The following is an 18,649-nucleotide window of genomic DNA, read 5'->3' on the forward strand; positions in this document are numbered from 1 at the left end:
AGACAACTCACGCGGGGTTCCGCCTTCAGGCGGTCCGCCGGGGCTTCAAGGCCGCCCTGGCTCCATGGCAGGAGACCCCGGGCGGTATTGGTTTTACCTCCGGCGGGCCGCCGGAGAGGCTTGTTTTGCGAGGCTCCCGGGAATTCCTGCCGGAACCCCCAAGGGCCTTAAATACATCTGGCCGGCCCTTCATCAGGGCGCGGCCTGCCAATTCCTTCCTCCCGCGCCCGGCAAGGCGCGTCGGGTATGAGCGCAGTCTTGATGCGCTGATCGGGCCGGGCCGCCCCGGGGACGCTTCCGGACGAAGGTCCCCTGCCTTAAGGGTGCGGCCGGTCAGTAGGTTCCGCTGAGGTAGGACTGGAGCGGGGCAACATCAAGATTCTGCTCCCCACCCTTGCCCTGCCTCAGGGCTTCCAGCGCCCCGACCGTAGCCCGGCCGCCGGCGATGGTCGTCACATAAGGAATGTTATGGACGAGCGCGGCGCGCCGCAAGGAGTAGCTGTCGGAAACAGCCATCGCGCCTTCGCTGGTATTGAGGACGAGATTGACCTCGCCGTCAATCATCGCGTCGACGATGTGCGGCTGGCCCTGGCTTACCTTGTTGATCCGCTTGACCGGAACCCCTGCTTCTTCCAACGCCTTGGCGGTGCCCTGGGTTGCCAGCAGCGAGAAGCCAAGCGCCGTCAGGCGGCGGCCAAGGGTGATGGCGGTACCCTTGTCGCGGTCCTTGACCGAGACGAACACGGTACCGCCGGTCGGCAGCTTCACGCCCGCCCCCAGCTGCGCCTTGGCGAAGGCGAGGCCGAAATCGCGGTCGAGGCCCATCACCTCGCCGGTCGACTTCATCTCCGGGCCGAGCAACGTGTCGACGCCGGGGAAGCGGTTGAACGGGAACACGGCTTCCTTGACCGCCGTGTGGTTCGGGCTCGGGCCATTGAGGGTGAAGCCGGAAAGCTTCTCCCCGGCCATCACCCGCGCCGCGATCTTGGCGATGGGCGTGCCGGTGGCCTTGGCAACGAAGGGCACGGTGCGGCTTGCTCGCGGGTTCACCTCGAGGATGTAGATATCCTCGCCCTTGATGGCGAACTGCACATTCATGAGGCCGACAACGCCGAGGCCATGCGCCAGGATCTCGGCCTGACGGCCCAGCTCGTCGACGATGGATTTGGCGAGGCTGTAGGGCGGCAGCGAGCAGGCGCTGTCCCCCGAATGGATGCCGGCTTCCTCGATATGCTCCATGATGCCGGCGACATAGACCTGGGTCCCGTCGCACAGGGCATCGACGTCCACCTCGATGGCGTCCTGCAGGTAGCTGTCGATCAGCACCGGGTTCTTGCCCGATACCTTCACGGCATTGTTGATGTAGCGCTGCAGGCCGGCCATGTCGTGGACGATCTCCATCGCGCGGCCGCCCAGCACGTAGGACGGGCGGATGACGATGGGGAAGCCCACCTTCTGCGCTACCGCTTCGGCTTCTTCCAGCGAACGGGCAAGGCCGTTGTTCGGCTGGCGCAGGCCAAGCTTGTGCAGAAGCTGCTGGAAGCGCTCGCGGTCTTCGGCAAGGTCGATGGCATCCGGGCTGGTGCCCAGAATGGGGATGCCCGCTTCCTGGAGGCCGGCGGAAAGCTTCAGCGGCGTCTGGCCACCCAGCTGCACGATCACGCCCTTGAGCGTGCCCTTGCGCTGTTCCACGCGGCACAGCTCCACCACATCTTCCGCCGTCAGCGGCTCGAAATAGAGCCTGTCGGAGGTGTCATAGTCGGTGGAAACCGTCTCCGGGTTGCAGTTGACCATGATGGTCTCATAGCCGGCTTCCTTGAGGGCGTAGGCGGCGTGGACACAGCAATAGTCAAACTCGATACCCTGACCGATGCGGTTCGGACCGCCGCCGAGGATCACGACCTTCTCGCGCTCGCTCGGGTGGGCCTCGCACTCGCTGGGGCCGTTCCAGTCATGGTCGTAGCAGGAGTACATATAGGCGGTGGAGCTGTCGAACTCGGCCGCGCAGGTATCGATGCGCTTGAAGACCGGGGTCACGCCGAAACCGCGCCGCGCCTCTTCCACCTCGGCAAGGCTCTTGCCGGAAAGCTGGGCAAGGCGCGCATCGGAGAAGCCGCGGGACTTCACTTCCCACCAGCCGCGGGCATCCGTCGGCAGGCCGCCGGCGATGAGGCGCGCTTCCTCGGCCACGATCTCCTCGATCTGGCGCAGGTACCACAGGTCGATGCGGGTGGCCTGATGGATCGCTTCCAGCGTCAGGCCGACACGGAAGCCCTGCGCCACCAGCAGCAGGCGGTCCGGCACCGGCTTGGAGAGGCGCGCGAGCACGCCGTCCGGCGTGGCATCGGCCAGGGTCACCTCGTCAAAACCGGTCAGGCCGGTTTCCATCGAGCGCAGCGCCTTCTGGATCGATTCCTTGAAGTTGCGGCCGATGGACATCGCCTCACCCACCGACTTCATCGAAGTGGTGAGCAGCGCGTCGGCACCGGGGAACTTCTCGAAGGTGAAGCGCGGCATCTTGGTGACGACATAGTCGATGCTCGGCTCGAAGCTGGCCGGCGTCACGCGGGTGATGTCGTTCTTGAGTTCGTCGAGCGTGTAACCCACGGCCAGCTTGGCGGCCACCTTGGCGATGGGGAAACCCGTCGCCTTGGACGCAAGCGCCGAGGAGCGCGACACACGCGGGTTCATCTCGATGACGACCATGCGGCCGGTCGCCGGATCAACGGCGAACTGCACGTTGGAACCACCGGTCTCCACGCCGATCTCACGCAGCACCATGATCGAGGCGTCGCGCATGATCTGGTATTCCTTGTCGGTCAGCGTCAGGGCCGGAGCCACCGTCACGCTGTCACCGGTGTGAATACCCATCGGATCGATATTTTCGATGGAGCAGATGATGATGGCGTTGTCGGCGCGGTCGCGCACGACTTCCATCTCGTATTCCTTCCAGCCGAGCACCGATTCCTCGACCAGCACCTCGTGCACCGGGGAAGCCGCAAGGCCGCCCTCGACGATCTCCTGAAACTCGCGCTTGTTGTAGGCGATGCCGCCGCCCGAGCCACCAAGCGTGAAGGACGGGCGGATAATGGCGGGCAGGCCCACCATCTCCAGCGCCACATTGGCTTCCTTCATGCCGCGCACGACGGCCGATTTCGGGCTTTCAAGGCCGATACGGTCCATCGCCTCGCGGAAGAGCTTGCGGTCTTCGGCCTTGGCGATCGCGTCGCGGTTGGCGCCGATCAGCTCGATGCCAAGGCGCTCCAGCGTGCCGTTTTCGGCCAGCGCCAGCGCGGTGTTGAGCGCGGTCTGCCCGCCCATAGTCGGAAGCAGCGCGTCCGGGCGTTCTTTTTCAAGGATCTTGGCCACCACCGTCGGGGTGATCGGCTCGATATAGGTGGCGTCCGCCATGTCCGGGTCGGTCATGATCGTCGCCGGATTGGAATTCACCAGAACGACGCGGTAGCCCTCTTCGCGCAGCGCCTTGCAGGCCTGGGCGCCGGAGTAATCAAACTCGCAGGCTTGGCCGATAACAATGGGTCCAGCGCCGATGATGGCGATGGTCTTGATGTCTGTGCGCTTGGGCATGGGGCCTTGTCCGATCCGTCCGGTGGTCCAGCCGGCGCCGGCGGTACTGGCTCGTCAGTTTCGCGGAATACACGAAAAAGCGGCCGTCGCTGGCGCCAGATATGGCAAAGGCCGCCCCGCCGACGGTACCCCGGGGAACGGCCCGGGCGGAGGTCATAGCGCAGTGCGGGCAAAGGGGCAACCCGGAAGGCATCATCTGCCTGGATCGGACCCTCACAGCGCCTCTCCTCCTCTCCGGAAGGTTGGCCACCGTCTATGCCACTGGCGACAGTCATACGCCTAAAGAAGTATATGCTGTAACTTAAATTACTGAAATCAAAACGTAAATTCCCAGGCACATCCTTTTGCACACTTTTCAAATGAGTGAATTCGGCGGAACATCGCGCAACTTCAAGCCAACCGGCGCGGCGCACTCAGCCGGCAAGACAAGAGGCCTTCATGCTCCGTTCGCTCGGAATCGCCCAGAAGCTGGGTCTGATCGTCGCTCTCTTCATCATCCCCATCGGCTACATCATCTTTTCTTTCGTAACAGTGGAAGAGCAGGTGATCGCCTTTAGCGACAAGGAGCGTGTCGGCACCGCCTATCTGAGCGCGCTTGAGCCTGTAGACAAGGCGCTTGCCGCTGCCGCCATAACCGGCAAGGCCCCCGATGCTGCCGGCCTTGCAGACAAAATCGCTGCAGCCGAAGCCGCGTTCGGCTCCGACATGAACGCACAGAGCGAGGCTGGAGCCGCCGTCAAGGCCGTCCGCAGCGCCGGGGGCGGTATGGCTGCCAACGACGCCCGGGCAGCTGTGGGCACCCTGATTGCCCGTGTCGGCGACCAGTCCAACCTTATTCTCGATCCCGACCTCGACAGTTTCTATGTGATGGACCTGCTGCTCCTGAAGCTGCCGGAAGCCGTCAAGGATACCGTCGACGCCTCCCTCCTCATTGAAGATGTCAAGAGCGACAGCAAGATCGAGCAGGACGAACAAGTTTCCCTTATCGTCGCCTATGGCAATCTAGAAAAAATGGCCAGTGCGATGGAGGCCTCCCTGGCCTCGGCCTATAGCGGCAACGACGACGGCGCCGTCAAGCAGGCGCTGGACAAGATCGCCGGGGATGCAGCCGGCGCCGTGCGGTCCGTCAGCGCGGCCCTCAAGGCAGGAGAGGCCAGCCAGCAGCAGGTTCTGAGTGAACTGGAAACCCTCTCCAGCTATCGCACGGCCCTTGCCGCCGAGCTTAAGCGCCTGCTGGATGCCCGCATCCACTCCTTCAACTCGACGCTCCTCGTACATCTGCTGATTACGACGGCCCTGACGCTCGGCATTCTGCTGACCGTCATCCTCTTCCTGCGCAAGAGCGTCACCGGGCCAATCCGGCAACTGACCTCCGCCATGGAACACCTTGCCGATGGCAAGCTCGATGAAACCATTCCGGGAACCACCCGCGTTGACGAGCTTGGTGCGATGGCCAAGGCCACCGAAGTCTTCCAGCTGGCGGCACGCCAGAATGTAAAGCTGGAAGAGGAAAAGCGCGCCGAACAGGAATCCCGCGCCCGCCGCCAGGCCGGTCTCGAGGCGCTGGCCCGTGACTTCCAGGTCGCCACCGCCGACCAGCTGCGCGGCGTTGCTGCGGCCGCCACCGAGCTGCAGGCAACGGCCGCCGGCCTCAGCGAACAGGCCGATGGTGCAGCCACCCGGGCGCAGGAAGCCGCGACCAGTGCCGAAGCGGCAAGCCACAATGCCCGCACCGTCTCCGGTGCGGCGGGTGAGCTTGCCAATACCAGCCGCGAAATCGATACCCAGCTGGGCCGTGCCCGCACCACCACGCAGGCCGCAGTCGCCGAAGCCGGCAATGCCCGCGCCATGGCCGATGAGCTGACGACCGTGGTCGCCGGCGTCGGGCAGATCGTCTCCTTCATCCAGGAGATCGCCAGCCAGACCAACCTCTTGGCCCTTAACGCCACCATCGAGGCGGCGCGCGCCGGTGAAGCCGGCAAGGGCTTTGCCGTGGTGGCGAACGAGGTCAAGAACCTTGCCGCCCAGACCGCCAAGGCTACCGAAGAAGTGCAGGCCAAGGTCGGCGCAGTGGGCGAGGCCGGGCGCAAGGTTGCCGATCTCGTCGAGCGGGTAACGGCCACCATCGCCGCCATCGACGACAGCTCCAACGCTATCGCCACCGCCGTCAGCGCCCAGAACGAGGCGACTTCCGGCATCACCCGCAACATCTCGGAGGCCGAAAGCCGCACAGGCGAGGCTTCCGCCAGCATCGCCGGCGTGCAGGAAGCAACCGAGTTCACCAAGGTTGCCTCGACCCAGCTGCTTGCTGCCGCCTCCGAACTTTCCACCCAGGCCGAAGGCCTGCGCACCGAGATGGAAAGTTTCCTCTCCCACATGTCCCGTGCCGGCGAACGGCGCGAGTATGAGCGCAAGGACATCGATGCCGAAGCCGTGCTCAAGACCCGCAGCGGCGACGTCAAGCTGCGCGCGGTCAACATTTCCGAGGGCGGCGTTGCCCTTTCCGGCAACGCTCCCTGCCGGTCGGGTGAGGAGGTCCAGATTTCCCTTGGCGGCGTCAGCATCGTGGGCCGGGTTGTCGAAAAGGACGGCAACGCCTTGCGCATCCAGTTCCACTTCGATGATGCCAGCCAGCAAAAGGCGGCCAGGCTGTTCCAAACCTATGCGGCCTGAAAAACCACTCACCTTCAGCAGCACCTGAAAACAAAACGGCCTCCCTTTACGGGGAGGCCGTTTTTGCTGTGCCCTTGGGGCAGCGCTTATTCCTTGTCGTCATCCTCGTCCGGCTCCGGTCCGGACTCGACATCGATCGGCACACCCGCTTCCTGCTTTGAGGCGCGGATGGCGAGAGAGGATTTGACATGCGCCACGTTCGGCGCCGCCGTCAGCTGGGTGGTGAGGAAACGCTGGTAGGCGTCCCAGTCCTCGGCCACCACCTTCAGCAGGAAATCGGTCTCACCGGCCAGCATGTGGCACTCACGCACCAGCGGCCAGGCTTCCACCATCTGTTCGAACTTGCGCAGGTCGGTCTCGGCCTGGCTGTTAAGGCCGACATGGGCAAAGACCGTAACCCCGAAGCCGAGCGCCTCCGGCGCCACATCGGCATGGTAGCCCCGGATATAGCCCGCTTCTTCCAGGGCACGCACACGCCGCAAACACGGCGGAGCGGAAATTCCGGCGCGGCGCGCCAGTTCCACATTGGTCATGCGCCCGTCGGCCTGCAGGTCACGCAGGATTCGTCGGTCTATCCGGTCCAGTTTTACCCTGCGCATCGGCTCTCCGCAGATTATCGAAACAGCCCCAAAATCGGGACATAAACAACACCCAGCACCCCTTGGGCGCAATGATATTACCCGAGCGGCCCGGCTCTGCCAAATGGTTCGCCGGCCCTGCCCGCACCCAAGTCTCTGATCAAGCCAAGAAAACAGCTTTCCCGCAGGCCGAGGCAGCGCTATGCCACCATCATGACCTCCCGGAATCTGCCTGACAGCTGGCCAAAGGCCCGGCCCACGACATGGATTGTGACCGATGGCAAGGCCGGAATGGTCAACCAGTGCCTCGGGCTGGCGGAACGTATCGGCCTTGCGCCAGAGGTCAAGCGGATAACGCTGCGCCCGCCCTTCCGGCAGCTGGTTCCCTATCTGCGTCTCGGCCTTTCCCATGCCTTTGCGCCGGGCAGCGATGCCCTCGCCCCGCCCTGGCCGGATGTCGCCATCGGCTGCGGGCGGGCCGCGATTGCCGCGCTTCTGGCCATCAAGCGCGGCTCGCGCGGGCGCAGTTTCATTATCTATACGCAGGATCCGCGCATCAGCCCGCGGCACTTCGACCTGCTGGTGGTACCCGAGCATGACCGGCTGGTGGGACAAAATGTCATCACCACCAAAGGCGCCTTGCACCGGGTGACGCCCGAGCGGCTGGAGGCGGAAAAGCCCCGCTGGGCGCAGCAGTTTGTTGCGCTGCCCGGACCGCGTGTCGCCGTCTCCATCGGCGGCACCAGCGCCGCCTATCCCTTCGGCCCGGCGGAAGCAGGCGAACTGGGCGCCAGCCTCGCCGCGCTGGCTCGCGGACGCAGTGCAGCGGGCGACGGCCAGCCGGTCTCGCTGATGGTCACCTGCTCGCGCCGCACCTCGCCCGAATGCCGCTCGATCCTTGAGGCGCATCTGGTGGGCCTGCCCAACTGCTATTTCTGGGACGGCAGCGGTGACAATCCCTATTTCGGCATGCTGGCCCATGCCGATGCCATCATCGTCACCTGCGACAGCGCCAACATGGTCTCCGAGGCCGCCTCGACCGGAAAGCCCGTGCTGGTGGCCGAACTGGAAGGCGGCAACGCCAAGTTCCGGCGCTTTCTGGACAGTCTTTATGCAAGCGGTGCCGCCCACCCCTTTTCCGGGGTTCTGGAGCTGTGGGAACCCCGGCCGCTGGATGAGACCGGCAAGGCCGCGGCAGCGGTGCGCGAGCGGCTGGCCGCCCGGGGGCTTTGGCCACAGCAGGCCTGAGCCGGACAAGCCCCGCGATTCGCTGCCATCAGGAGCGGCCACGCCGCTTGCCCCCTACAGAATGGGGTCGTTGTGCGCACACCCTACTACAAGATGAAGCTGGACTATTATGGCCCGCGCCAAGATTCATGCGGGCCTTGCCCCGCCCGGCCGGGCGGGGTGCTGTGGCGAGCTTAACAGTCCCTTTACCCCGCCCTGCCCACTTGCTCAGATAGGCCAACCGAGATTTCCAAGACCGCCTGACCCCCGTGCCCTGACCGGCGCGCGCCGGCGGCAAGCATAGAGCCTGTCAGATCATGTCCAATACGCACCGCAGCAAGGTTCTCATCATCGGCGGCGGCCCGGCCGGCTACACGGCGGCCATCTATGCCGCACGCGCCAACCTGAAGCCGGTGCTGGTTGAAGGCCTGCAGCCGGGCGGACAGCTGACCATCACCACCGATGTCGAGAACTATCCGGGTTTTGCCGAGGTGATCCAGGGCCCCTGGCTGATGGAGCAGATGCGCGCCCAGGCCGAGCATGTCGGCACCCAGATGGTGGCGGACATGATCACCGAGGTGGATTTCTCGCGCCGCCCCTTCATCGCCAAGGGTGATGGCGGCACCACCTATGTGGCCGATACCGTCATCATCGCCACCGGCGCCCAGGCCCGCTGGCTCGGCATCGAGAGCGAAAAGACCTTCCAGGGCTTTGGCGTCAGCGCCTGCGCCACCTGTGACGGCTTCTTCTATCGCGGCAAGCAGGTGATCGTGGTCGGCGGCGGCAACACGGCCGTCGAAGAGGCGCTCTACCTCACCAACCATGCCGAGAAGGTGGTGCTGGTGCATCGCCGCGACAGCCTGCGCGCCGAACCCATCCTGCAGGACCGCCTCTTCGCTCACCCGAAGATCGAGGTGGTGTGGAATGCGGCACTGGAAGAGATCGTCGGCGAAAGCCAGGGCATCATGAAGCAGGTGACGGGCGTCAAGCTGCGCGACACCCGCACCGGCGCGGTTACCGAACGCGCGATCGACGGTGTCTTCGTCGCCATCGGCCATGACCCGGCGACAAAGGTGTTCCGTGGCCATGTCGATATCGATGCGGACGGCTACATCCTCACCAAGGCGGGCCGTCCGGAAACCAACGTGCCCGGCGTGTTCGCCGCCGGCGACGTGACCGACCACATCTATCGCCAGGCGGTGACTGCCGCCGGCATGGGCTGCATGGCCGCGCTGGATGCCCAGCGCTTCATCGAGACCCATGGCGTGGCGGACGAGGCGGCAGCGGCCGAATAAGCCGCAGAAGCCTTACCGCACAAAAGACAAAGGGCGCCGGCAGCCCCCACCGCCGGCGCCCTTTTTGTCAGCTACGCCCGATCAGAAGCGGTAGCCGACACCCACGCCCACCAGCCACGGATCGAGATCCACGTCGGCCTTCACCGGTGCGGCAAGGCCGGCATCGATGGTGGCGGTGGTGCTGAGGAAGAGCTTCTTGACGTCGACATTGAGCGACCAGCGATCGTTGATCGCGTAGTCCATGCCAGCCTGGAACGCATAGCCGAAGCTGTCGTCATACTTGATGTGCTGCGCATCGCCATGATCGGCGTTGTAGAAGATGGTGTAGTTGATGCCGGCGCCGACATAGGGGCTGAAGGTGCCGTGCGGATTGAAATGGTACTGCGCCGTCAGCGTCGGCGGCAGCAGCCAGACAGAGCCGAGATCGAGATTGCCGAGCGGCGTGTTCTTGGCCGAGATGTCGTGCTTGCTGGTGCCGAGGATGAGTTCGGCGGCAAAATTATCGGTAAAGAAGTAGCTGATATCGAGTTCGGGGATGGTGTTGTTATCCGCATCGGCCGACCCGGAGATGTGCGAGCCGCCATTGCTGAGGCTGCTGTCGACATCCGGCGCCACCAGCACGGCACGGCCGCGCACCAGGATGTCGCCGGCCTGCTTCTCGGCATGGGCCGGCGCGGCGGCAAACAGGGCACCGGCAAGGGCAAGCGCGCTCACGGCCAGCAGCGGAGCCGGCAGCCTGCGGGCGTCGGCACGGTTCTTGTTGTTGTTCATGGTAAACTGCCCCCTTCAAGGCAAGTGATCTCCCTGGCCGCAAGGCACCCGCCCGGCGCACCCGGTTCCCGATCTCTGGATCATTGACAGGGGTAGTTGTGCGCCGCCGGGAAAGCCGGCGGCTCTGATCTGGATCAATTAGTCAGGGGCCTTGGACAAAGCGTCCGGCAGCCTGTGGCCGGCCCGCCTCACGGCAGGAGGCGCAGCAGATCCATCTTGGCGAGCCACAGCAGGCTGCGGTCGACGGCCTCGGGCGCGGCAGCTGCAAACCGTGCCCGTGCCCCGGCCACCTGCCGCACCTCACCCGCGGCCACGGCGGCCAGCAAGGCGGCCATTTCCACCGGCCTCAGCACCAGCGTCGCAGCCGGGGCGGTCAGCGGCTCGGTCAGCAGCGCCGGCAGCCAGTTGCCGGTGCCAAGCGCCGATCCGGCTTCGATCCGGCTTTCCGGCAGCAGGTGATGCGTCGGGTAATGGCTGAAGAGCTCGTAGGGCGAAAGCCGCGTCGGGCTGACGGCAGGGGGAATGTCAGCCGCCGCCTGCCGCCGTACGGCGAGTTCGGCCGTCAGCGCCTCGATCTGCGGAATGACCACCGACCAGTCATAGACCTGGCGCGCCCGCGCGACGCCAGCGGCGCCCATCCGCGCGCGCAGCGCCGGATCGCCGGCAAGCTGCAGCAGGGCGGCTGTGGCCCGGTCGACATCCACGGCTACATGCTGGGTGGTGCGCAGCAAATAGTCGCCATAAGGGTCGATATGGGCTTCCAGCCGGTTGGCGAGAGCCTCACCACTCTGCGCACTACCCATCCAGGTCGGGATCAGGAAGCCCTGTTCCCCGTCCTCCACACTTTCGCGGTAACCGTCCCAGTCGCTGACGATCACCGGCAGCCCCGCCGCCATCGCCTCGATGGGGGTAAGGCCGAAGGTTTCCTGGATGTTGTCCGGCAGGGAGACGAAGATATCGCCTGCCGCCCAGATGTCGCGCCGCACCTCCGCCTGCCGCCCGTCGAGCTTGTGCAGGGTTATGTTGGGGCACAGCGCCTGCGCCGCGCGGTCAAAGGCCGCTTCGGTCTGCGGGTCGGGAAACCAGCCGGCCTGGATCAGATGCCAGCGCCCGCTTCGTCCGGCGGCACGCGCCTCGGCCTCCGCACGCGCCAGCGCACGGTAAAGCGGCCAGGGGTTGGCCTTGTGGCGATGGCAGAGCCGCCCCAGTGAGAGGACGGCGATGTCGTCCCCGGATATGCCAAGCCGCTGCCGCCACAGCTCCCGGGTGCCGGGCCGCGGCGTGAAAGCCGCACAGTCTATACCGAGCGGGATGACCGGCAATTGCGGCAACACCGCCGGATCGGGCCGGCTGCCCAGCCGGTTTGCAAGCTGCCCGGCCCGCGCCTCCAGCACACGTTCCATCATCTGCCTGACCGACTGCGACGGGCAGATCACCGCGTCCCATGGATGCAGCGGCGCGGTCCAGAAATCAGCAATGCCCTCCATCGCGCTTTCGGTCGAGGTGGTATGCGTCATGCCCACAAGGCTGAAGCGGCTCGCCCCGGTCCGCGCCCGCCGCCAGCCGAGCCAGCCGATATCAGGCGCCGGGTAAAGCAGCGCCCCCACCCGCTGGAGCGGAGCAAGATCGCCGCCAAACGTCCAGCCGACCGGCAGCTGCGGCCGCTCCGCTGCTGCCAGCGTGGCGACCGCCGTTGCCGCGGACGGCCCCAGGGTCACCACATGGGCGGCATCGGCCCCGGTATGGCGCAGCCAGCCGCGCAGTAGCCCTTCATTGGCCACCTGCCGCCCCATCACGCCGCGCGGGTCCACCTGATAACCTTCGCCGACATAGAAGAAGGCAAGACGCGCCCGGGCCTGACGCTCGGGCGTTGCCCCATGGCCGTCGCTGAAGGCCGCTTCCGCGCCCGCCACATCGCCAAGGGCATAAAGCGCCAGTGCCGCGCCGGAGGCGGCTTCGCCCGTCCGTGGCGCGGCCGCCAATACCTGCCGCCAGAAGCCGAGCGCTTCTTCCCAGCGTTTCAGTGCGGCAAGGGCCCGTGCCGCGCCCAGCAAGGCCTCAAGGGCGCCCGGGCGCTGGGCGAGAATTTGCTGGTGGATGGCAAGTGCCCCTTGCGCATTGCCTGCGGCAAGGCGGTTTGCCGCTTCTGCAAGCGCGGCCTCCAGCGACATGCGCTTTTCTGCCGGCTCCGCTCCGGCCCCGGCGGCGTTCTGCTCAGCTGTCATCTGCAGGCGGCCCTTCCATCCCCGTTACACTCTGGCCCGTTCCACTCTGGCCCGTCCAACTCTGGCCCCGTCCAATTCTGGCCCCGTCCAATTCTTGTCTTTGTATCGTTCTACCCGTCCCCAGGGTGCCACCATGCCGGTCAGCGCGGCGATTAGGCAACACCGGGTGCCCGATTTGTCACTTTATGCCGCAAATTCCGCACGCCGCCTTCGCTCTGGATTGGACAACCCGGCTGTGGTCGCTATCATGGCATGCGCAGGACGCATAGCCGTCATGCAAAGGTTAATCGCACAGGACGGGCTGCCTTGGTTGGCGGCGTCATGTGTGGGCTATATCAAGGGCCTGCCTGAATGCGCTGGGGGGCTTGCGCATAAGGTAGTAGGAAACCGGAACTTCCGGGCGGGCCGGCATGGCCAGCGCCGGCAGATATCCGGTAACAGGGCGGCTGATATTCATGCCGCGATGCAGCATGCCGGCACCGGGCCGGCAGGTGACAAACCCGTCCGGGGGGCGGGAACAGATAATGAAAGGTCGGGGCCATGATGGACTGGGACAAGCTGCGGGTTTTTCATGCGGTGGCAGAAGCGGGCAGCTTCACCCATGCGGGAGACCGGCTCAATCTCAGCCAGTCAGCCGTCAGCCGGCAGATCAGTTCGCTGGAAGACAGCCTTAACGTCCCGCTCTTCCACCGTCATGCCCGCGGCCTCATCCTCACCGAGCAGGGCGAGCTGCTGCACCGCACTGCCACCGAGGTCTTCGCCAAACTGTCGCTGACCGAGGCGATGCTGACGGAATCGAAGGACAAGGCCAAGGGCCCGCTCACCGTCAACTGCACGCTCGCCTTCGGCACCACCTGGCTTGCCCCGCGCGTGAAGGAATTCCGCGAGATGTATCCGGAGGTCGAGCTCAGCATCGTGCTCTCCGATACCGAGCTTGACCTTGCGATGCGCGAGGCGGATGTCGCCATCCGCATGACGCCGCCCAAGCAGCCGGAACTCATCCAGCGCCACCTGATGACGGTGCATTTCCACCTCTATGCTTCGCGCGACTATATCGAGCGCCGCGGCATGCCGAAAAATGCGGCCGAGCTCAAGGACCACGACATCATCGCCTATAGCGGCGATCACCGTGCCCCCATCCCTTATGTCAACTGGGCGATGGAAGTGGGCAGCCCGGCCCCGGGCGAGCGTCGTCCGGCGCTGCGAATCAACAACCTTTATGCCATGTCGGTGGCCGTGCAGAGCGGCCTCGGCATCGCTTCCATCCCCGACTACATGATCACCGATCCCAATGTGGTCCGGGTGGCGACGGAAGATGAAAGCCCCAAGCTGGAAGCCTTCTTCGTCTATGCCGAGGAACTGCGCCAGAGCAAGCGCATCGCTGCCTTCCGCGACTTCCTGGTGCAGAAGCTGGCCGAGGCGGAAGACTTCCGCCAGCAATGACAGTTGCGTGACCATCTCATAGCCACGTAGTGACTAAGAGATAGGCACAAGCGCGCATTGCAGTTTCCCGAGGCAGAAATGGCGGTTTTTGTGGGGTTTTGCCCCAGAAAAGCCACCAGCCATGCGGCGCCTGCACGGCTGGGTCACGAAATCATGCCTTCAAATCGGGCACCATCACCGATACATATGTTTGTGACTGCTGCGGCGCAGCAGCCTTGTCGCCGGCGCCTGGCGCCCGCGACACAGGTTCCTTCGGGGACCTGGCGTCTCCCAGACGTGAAGCCTCCCTGTTCAACTCGCCGGACCTTTTGGTCCGGCGTTTTTTTTGCGCGCAATGGAGTTGGGAGCCACTCCGAATTTCGGCAGGCTTTTATTGGCCGTCGGCATACACTGACGCTGTTGCCCTGAGACGGTCGGCATAAAGATAAATGTCGTCAAGGACATCGATCTTTATTCTCTCTTCCGTACGCTCCGCATCAAATACCGAAAGGTACTTGACGCTCTTGCTGTTGAAATGCAGGCGTGCAAGAGGCCGCCTATTGTTATCGTCGATCAGAATGGCGCAATAGCTTTTTGCATCGCGCATGACGATGCGGCTCGACTTGATGTGACTGCGCACAATGGCTTTCACAATATGAAAGCCCTCTATCTCTTCCTCGGTAGTTACAATTTCGTCTGCGCCATCAGCACCGGCGGGGACGGCCGGGCTTTCGGCCGGCGGGAGGGTTGTAGCTGCAGCCACAACATTCCCGCCTCCGGTCACCTCAAGTGCCGATGTAAGCCGCTGGCTAACCATATCCCGGATAGCATCACGGAAAGCGCTGACGACAAGCGGCGCGAAATCTTCACGAACTTTCTGCGTATAACGACCGTCAAAGACCCGGCCAACCAGCAAACGCACTATATCGTCAGACGGCTCATCGAATTCCTTGAGCAATTCCGCCTTGATAGCATTGCTGTATTTTAGATTGTTAGCTGTAGAAAGAATAATGTCTACATTGAAAGCATCAAACGTGAACTTCTGCAATTCGACAAGATCACTAGGCCTGTAATCAAATATATTAAATCTGAAAAATGGCCTCTGGTCCATTTTGTTTGGAGCATCTAAATCTGTATAGAACCAATACTCAATACCATTTGTAAGCAGAGCGAACCGAGACTCTGTGACCGAAAAATATCTGTAAAGCTGCGACATATGGGCGGAAGCCAACGAGGCCCCACATCCTTTGCATTCAACCAGAATGCTAATTTTGCCATTCATCTTGATGGCGTAATCAACCTTCTCGCCCTTCTTGATTCCAACATCGGCCGTAAATTCCGGAACGACGATGCTCGGGTCGAAGACGTCGTAACCGAGGGCATTGAGAAACGGCATCACGAACGCATTCTTGCAGGCCTCTTCGGTGACCACGTTCTCGCGCTGTTTCTCCAAGCGGGAAGCCAGAGTTTTAATCTTGTCCGCAATATCCATTTTCCTCTCGCCCCCATCGATTGTTACCCGACGTCAGCGCGACAAGTTGAATCCGTTACTAATGACCGGGCTGCGTCAGGATTGAATCAATCTAGAGAACAAGTTATCTGCATATGCAACTATGATTCTTTCATAAATTAATGACACCCGTTCCAATCGTGTACAGCATACACCAAACGGAATAATCGTAGCAGACGATCGCAAAACTGCTCAATCTTCTGGCAAAAATCGCTCCTGCCCCCTTTACGCTCAGTTAACCAGTTCTATCCTATTATCCCATCGCTACTGGCGGGGAGCGCGTGCGATGCGGGGAGCATGGCGGATAGCTTTTCTCGCGGGCATGGCATCGGCCTTCTGGTTCGTGCCCGCGATCGCTTATGCGGATATCAATTTTATCCGGCAACAGATCGGCAATGCCGAACTGGTGGGCACCAGTCGACTGCACTATATGCTGTGGGACATCTATGACGCCGAGCTTTATGCCCCCGGCGGCAAATGGGATGACCGCGGGCCCTTTGCCCTGACCCTCACCTATCTGCACGACTTCAAGGGCAAGACGCTGGCCGAGTATTGCGTCAAGGAAATGCGCAAGGTCGGCTATGACGATGAAACCCGGCTGACGCGCTGGGAGACGAAGCTGGAGAGCTTCTTTCCCGACGTTCAAAAATATGACGAGCTGACCGGCGTGCGGGAAGCCAATGGCTGGACCCGCTTCTACAGCAACGGCAGGCCTATCGGCGCCATTGAGGATGCCGAATTCACCCGGCACTTCTTCGACATCTGGCTGTCGCCGCAAACTTCGGCGCCGCATTCGCGGGCCAAGCTGCTGGGGCTGGCATCGCAATAAAGGCCCCGCTCAGCCCCATCCGGATTGTCGCACCCGCTGCGCCACGGCATTTGCAGCGTAATCGGCGCATGCCGGTACAAACCCGCCCGCCGTCGTTTCTCTAGAATAACCCCCTCGGGATTCAACCGGCTGCGCGCCGCCTCGTGCGGCATGCTATGTTAGGCGCTCAAGGCCCGAAAGCAGGTACGAACGGTATTTGGCGAAGGGGGACAGGATGGAACTCAAGAAGGTGCTGCTCGGCAGCTCCGCGCTGGTTGCGGGCTCGCTGGGAGCGTTTCACGCTGAAGCGCAGCAGGTCACGACCAAAGCCACGTCGCTCTCCATCTCCGGCACGGCGGAAGCCTATGGCGCCTATGTCGACAGCGACGACCCGGATGCCACCCGCCATTTCGACATGATCAGCGTCGGCGACTTTACCTTCACGCCGCAATACAAGACCGATAATGGCCTGACGGTCACCGGCCGGCTGGACTTCAAGATTTCCGACACGCTCGGCACCGACGAGCTTTCCATCACCTTCGCCAGCGCCAGCTTCGGCACCATCCTGCTGGGGAATGATGACGGGCCGTCGGACGACTGGCAGCAATTCGCCCCCTTGTCCGGCGACGGCGCCTGGGATGGCGACGCCCCGGACTTTGCCTCCGGCATCGCGCCGGACGACCTGCTGAATGGCGGCGATACCAGCGATGCCACCAAGGTCTCCTACACCACCAAGGGGCTCGACCTTGCCGGCTTCGGCTTTGGTGTTTCCTATGCTCCCGATGGCCATGTGAATGATTTCGACAGCGGCGATCTGGCCAAGACCACCGGCGATAACGGGCTGGAGCTTGCCGGCGGGTGGAAGGGCAGCATCGGCGATGTCGGGGTCAAGACCGGTGCCGTCTATTATTCCGCCAGCGGCGGACCGGGCGGCGATGGCAGCCCGCGCAACGTCAATATCGGCGGCACCCTCACCCTGGCCGGCGTCTCCGTCGGCGGCGGCTATAACTGGATGAGCGATGTCGGCGGCACCAATGGCGACGGCTCCACCTGGAGTGCCGGCATCACCTACGAAAAGGACAACTGGTCCATCGGCACCGGCTATCTCAATGTGCGCTATGACGATGCGGTGCTGAGCGCCCCCTCCAATACGAGGGTGGAGGGCGACAATTATTATGTCGGCGGGAGCTACGACATTGTGCCCGGCGTCACGGCGCTTGCCGAAGTGAACCAGTATCGCAATGCAGAGAACAAGCTTGATGCCACCGTGGTGTTCTTCGGCACCAAGGTCGCGTTCTGAGGCAACCTCGCCCTAAAAAGCCTCCCTAATCCGGGGAGGCGGGCCCGGAGGGCCGGTGGGGGTAATGAGCGCGCGCCTGGCACCAGCCATCGACCGCTTCACCTCATTACCCCCATCCGCCGCTCGCGCGGCACCTTCCCCACAAGGCGGGGAAGGAAAGCTCAGCGGAAAAGCACCGTATCCGGCAGATTGAGCCCGCTATAGAGCGAAGCGACAGTATCGCCATAGCCGTTATAGATCCGGGTCGGGATGCTATCGCCGGTCTGCAGGTCGCGCTCCTGCGCCTGGCTCCAGCGCGGATGGGGCACATCGGGGTTCACATTGGCCCAGAAGCCATATTCCTGCGCCTGCAGCTCCTGCCAGAAATTCATCGGCTGCTTGCTGACGAACTCGAACTTCACGATCGACTTGATGGATTTGAAGCCATATTTCCACGGCGTGGCGAGGCGCAGCGGCGCGCCGTTCTGGGCCGGCAGCGGCTTGCCGTAGAGGCCGGTCACCATGAAGGTCAGCTCGTTGGTGGCCTCCGCCATCGTCAACCCCTCGACATAGGGCCACGGGTACCAGAACTGCCGCAGGCCCGGCCCCATTTCCGGGTCATTGAAGGTCGTCATCTTGACGAATTTGGCCGAGGAGAGCGGTTTGGCGAGTTCTACCAGATGGCTCAGCTGAAAACCCGTCCACGGCACGCACATCGACCAGGCTTCGACGCAGCGATGGCGATAGACGCGCTCTTCCAGCGGCATCTTCTTCAAAAGATCGTCGATATCGAGGGTAAGGGGCTTGTCGACCTCACCGGCAATCTCGACCTGCCACGGCCGGGTCTTCAGCCCCTTCTGCGCATCGCGCCAGATGCTCTTGTCGGTGCCGAATTCGTAGAAATTATTGTAGCGCGTCGCCTTGTCGAAATCGGTGAGCGTGCGGCCATCGCCCGGCGTATAGGCATCGTTATGCTGCGCCGGATAAAGCGCTGCACTGGGATCCTCCATTGTATCGGCGCCGGCAATTCCGGGATGGCCGAGCGAGGCGCCCGCCATCAGCGCGCCGCCGCCCAGCCCCATCGCCTTCAGCAGCGACCGGCGGGCAAGATAGGTAGCCTCGGAGGTTACGGCCGATTGCGGCAGCTCCCAGCTGCGTTTGCGTCTGATCACCATCTCGTCCTCGCTTGCCTTCTGCTCCGATGGCCGCCGGCGGCCGGTTGCTTTCCCATTCATGCGGCGGAACGGCGCCGGATGCATCACACCGCCAAACA

General features: G+C 63.5%; 12 protein-coding genes. 6 read left to right on the plus strand and 6 right to left on the minus strand.

The window, feature by feature from the left end:
- Positions 1-333 precede the first annotated feature (333 nt).
- Positions 334-3,588, minus strand: a complete 3,255-nt coding sequence (carB, locus tag QTL98_RS15825; protein WP_445679433.1) for a carbamoyl-phosphate synthase large subunit — start codon at positions 3,586-3,588, stop codon at positions 334-336.
- A gap of 438 nt (positions 3,589-4,026) precedes the next feature.
- Here carB and QTL98_RS15830 point away from each other — a divergent pair, with 438 nt between their 5' ends.
- Positions 4,027-6,261, plus strand: coding sequence for a methyl-accepting chemotaxis protein (locus QTL98_RS15830; RefSeq protein WP_445679434.1), 2,235 nt, complete (start codon positions 4,027-4,029; stop codon positions 6,259-6,261).
- A gap of 86 nt (positions 6,262-6,347) precedes the next feature.
- Here the strand turns inward: QTL98_RS15830 and QTL98_RS15835 are convergent, their stop codons facing one another.
- The gene (locus tag QTL98_RS15835; protein ID WP_445679435.1) at positions 6,348-6,860 is read right to left on the minus strand and encodes an Lrp/AsnC family transcriptional regulator; all 513 of its coding nucleotides are present in this window, start codon (positions 6,858-6,860) and stop codon (positions 6,348-6,350) included.
- A 192-nt stretch (positions 6,861-7,052) separates the two neighbouring features.
- Between QTL98_RS15835 and QTL98_RS15840 the strand changes: the two genes are divergently transcribed.
- Both QTL98_RS15840 and trxB read left to right on the plus strand, forming a co-directional pair.
- Positions 7,053-8,087 carry a mitochondrial fission ELM1 family protein gene (locus tag QTL98_RS15840; RefSeq protein WP_445679436.1) on the plus strand — a complete coding sequence of 345 codons (1,035 nt, stop codon included), beginning with the start codon at positions 7,053-7,055 and terminating at the stop codon, positions 8,085-8,087.
- A gap of 296 nt (positions 8,088-8,383) precedes the next feature.
- Complete coding sequence (trxB, locus tag QTL98_RS15845; RefSeq protein ID WP_445679437.1) at positions 8,384-9,361, plus strand: thioredoxin-disulfide reductase; 978 nt, start codon at positions 8,384-8,386, stop codon at positions 9,359-9,361.
- Between the two features lie 81 nt (positions 9,362-9,442).
- Here trxB and QTL98_RS15850 read toward each other — a convergent pair whose 3' ends face one another.
- Both QTL98_RS15850 and QTL98_RS15855 read right to left on the minus strand, forming a co-directional pair.
- The gene (locus QTL98_RS15850; protein ID WP_445679438.1) at positions 9,443-10,132 is read right to left on the minus strand and encodes an OmpW/AlkL family protein; all 690 of its coding nucleotides are present in this window, start codon (positions 10,130-10,132) and stop codon (positions 9,443-9,445) included.
- A 188-nt stretch (positions 10,133-10,320) separates the two neighbouring features.
- The gene (locus tag QTL98_RS15855) at positions 10,321-12,357 is read right to left on the minus strand and encodes a glycosyltransferase family 4 protein (protein WP_445679439.1); all 2,037 of its coding nucleotides are present in this window, start codon (positions 12,355-12,357) and stop codon (positions 10,321-10,323) included.
- A 543-nt stretch (positions 12,358-12,900) separates the two neighbouring features.
- On the opposite strand from QTL98_RS15855, the gene QTL98_RS15860 reads away from it, so the two are divergent.
- On the plus strand, positions 12,901-13,800 hold the full coding sequence (locus tag QTL98_RS15860) for a LysR family transcriptional regulator (protein ID WP_510637580.1): 900 nt from the start codon (positions 12,901-12,903) through the stop codon (positions 13,798-13,800).
- A gap of 370 nt (positions 13,801-14,170) precedes the next feature.
- On the opposite strand, the gene QTL98_RS15865 is transcribed toward QTL98_RS15860, so the two are convergent.
- The gene (locus QTL98_RS15865; protein ID WP_445679441.1) at positions 14,171-15,271 is read right to left on the minus strand and encodes a type I restriction endonuclease; all 1,101 of its coding nucleotides are present in this window, start codon (positions 15,269-15,271) and stop codon (positions 14,171-14,173) included.
- Positions 15,272-15,611: 340 nt separating this feature from the next.
- Here QTL98_RS15865 and QTL98_RS15870 point away from each other — a divergent pair, with 340 nt between their 5' ends.
- Positions 15,612-16,118 carry a chalcone isomerase family protein gene (locus QTL98_RS15870; RefSeq protein ID WP_445679442.1) on the plus strand — a complete coding sequence of 169 codons (507 nt, stop codon included), beginning with the start codon at positions 15,612-15,614 and terminating at the stop codon, positions 16,116-16,118.
- Between the two features lie 214 nt (positions 16,119-16,332).
- A complete protein-coding gene (locus QTL98_RS15875) occupies positions 16,333-17,397 on the plus strand; it encodes a porin (protein WP_445679443.1) in 1,065 nt (354 codons plus the stop codon).
- A gap of 161 nt (positions 17,398-17,558) precedes the next feature.
- On the opposite strand, the gene msrP is transcribed toward QTL98_RS15875, so the two are convergent.
- A complete protein-coding gene (gene msrP / locus QTL98_RS15880; RefSeq protein WP_445682168.1) occupies positions 17,559-18,551 on the minus strand; it encodes a protein-methionine-sulfoxide reductase catalytic subunit MsrP in 993 nt (330 codons plus the stop codon).
- Between the last annotated feature and the right edge of the window lie 98 nt (positions 18,552-18,649).

The sequence above is a fragment of the Radicibacter daui genome, from assembly GCA_030657355.1.
Classification (GTDB): domain Bacteria; phylum Pseudomonadota; class Alphaproteobacteria; order Radicibacterales; family Radicibacteraceae; genus Radicibacter; species Radicibacter daui.

What these genes read in the sequence shown, in the direction of transcription:
- carB (WP_445679433.1), bottom strand. Translation starts at nt 3,588, where the DNA reads ATGCCCAAGCGCACAGACATCAAGACCATCGCCATCATCGGCGCTGGA.
- QTL98_RS15830 (WP_445679434.1), top strand. Translation starts at nt 4,027, where the DNA reads ATGCTCCGTTCGCTCGGAATCGCCCAGAAGCTGGGTCTGATCGTCGCT.
- QTL98_RS15835 (WP_445679435.1), bottom strand. Translation starts at nt 6,860, where the DNA reads ATGCGCAGGGTAAAACTGGACCGGATAGACCGACGAATCCTGCGTGAC.
- QTL98_RS15840 (WP_445679436.1), top strand. Translation starts at nt 7,053, where the DNA reads ATGACCTCCCGGAATCTGCCTGACAGCTGGCCAAAGGCCCGGCCCACG.
- trxB (WP_445679437.1), top strand. Translation starts at nt 8,384, where the DNA reads ATGTCCAATACGCACCGCAGCAAGGTTCTCATCATCGGCGGCGGCCCG.
- QTL98_RS15850 (WP_445679438.1), bottom strand. Translation starts at nt 10,132, where the DNA reads ATGAACAACAACAAGAACCGTGCCGACGCCCGCAGGCTGCCGGCTCCG.
- QTL98_RS15855 (WP_445679439.1), bottom strand. Translation starts at nt 12,357, where the DNA reads ATGACAGCTGAGCAGAACGCCGCCGGGGCCGGAGCGGAGCCGGCAGAA.
- QTL98_RS15860 (WP_510637580.1), top strand. Translation starts at nt 12,901, where the DNA reads ATGGACTGGGACAAGCTGCGGGTTTTTCATGCGGTGGCAGAAGCGGGC.
- QTL98_RS15865 (WP_445679441.1), bottom strand. Translation starts at nt 15,271, where the DNA reads ATGGATATTGCGGACAAGATTAAAACTCTGGCTTCCCGCTTGGAGAAA.
- QTL98_RS15870 (WP_445679442.1), top strand. Translation starts at nt 15,612, where the DNA reads ATGGCATCGGCCTTCTGGTTCGTGCCCGCGATCGCTTATGCGGATATC.
- QTL98_RS15875 (WP_445679443.1), top strand. Translation starts at nt 16,333, where the DNA reads ATGGAACTCAAGAAGGTGCTGCTCGGCAGCTCCGCGCTGGTTGCGGGC.
- msrP (WP_445682168.1), bottom strand. Translation starts at nt 18,551, where the DNA reads ATGGTGATCAGACGCAAACGCAGCTGGGAGCTGCCGCAATCGGCCGTA.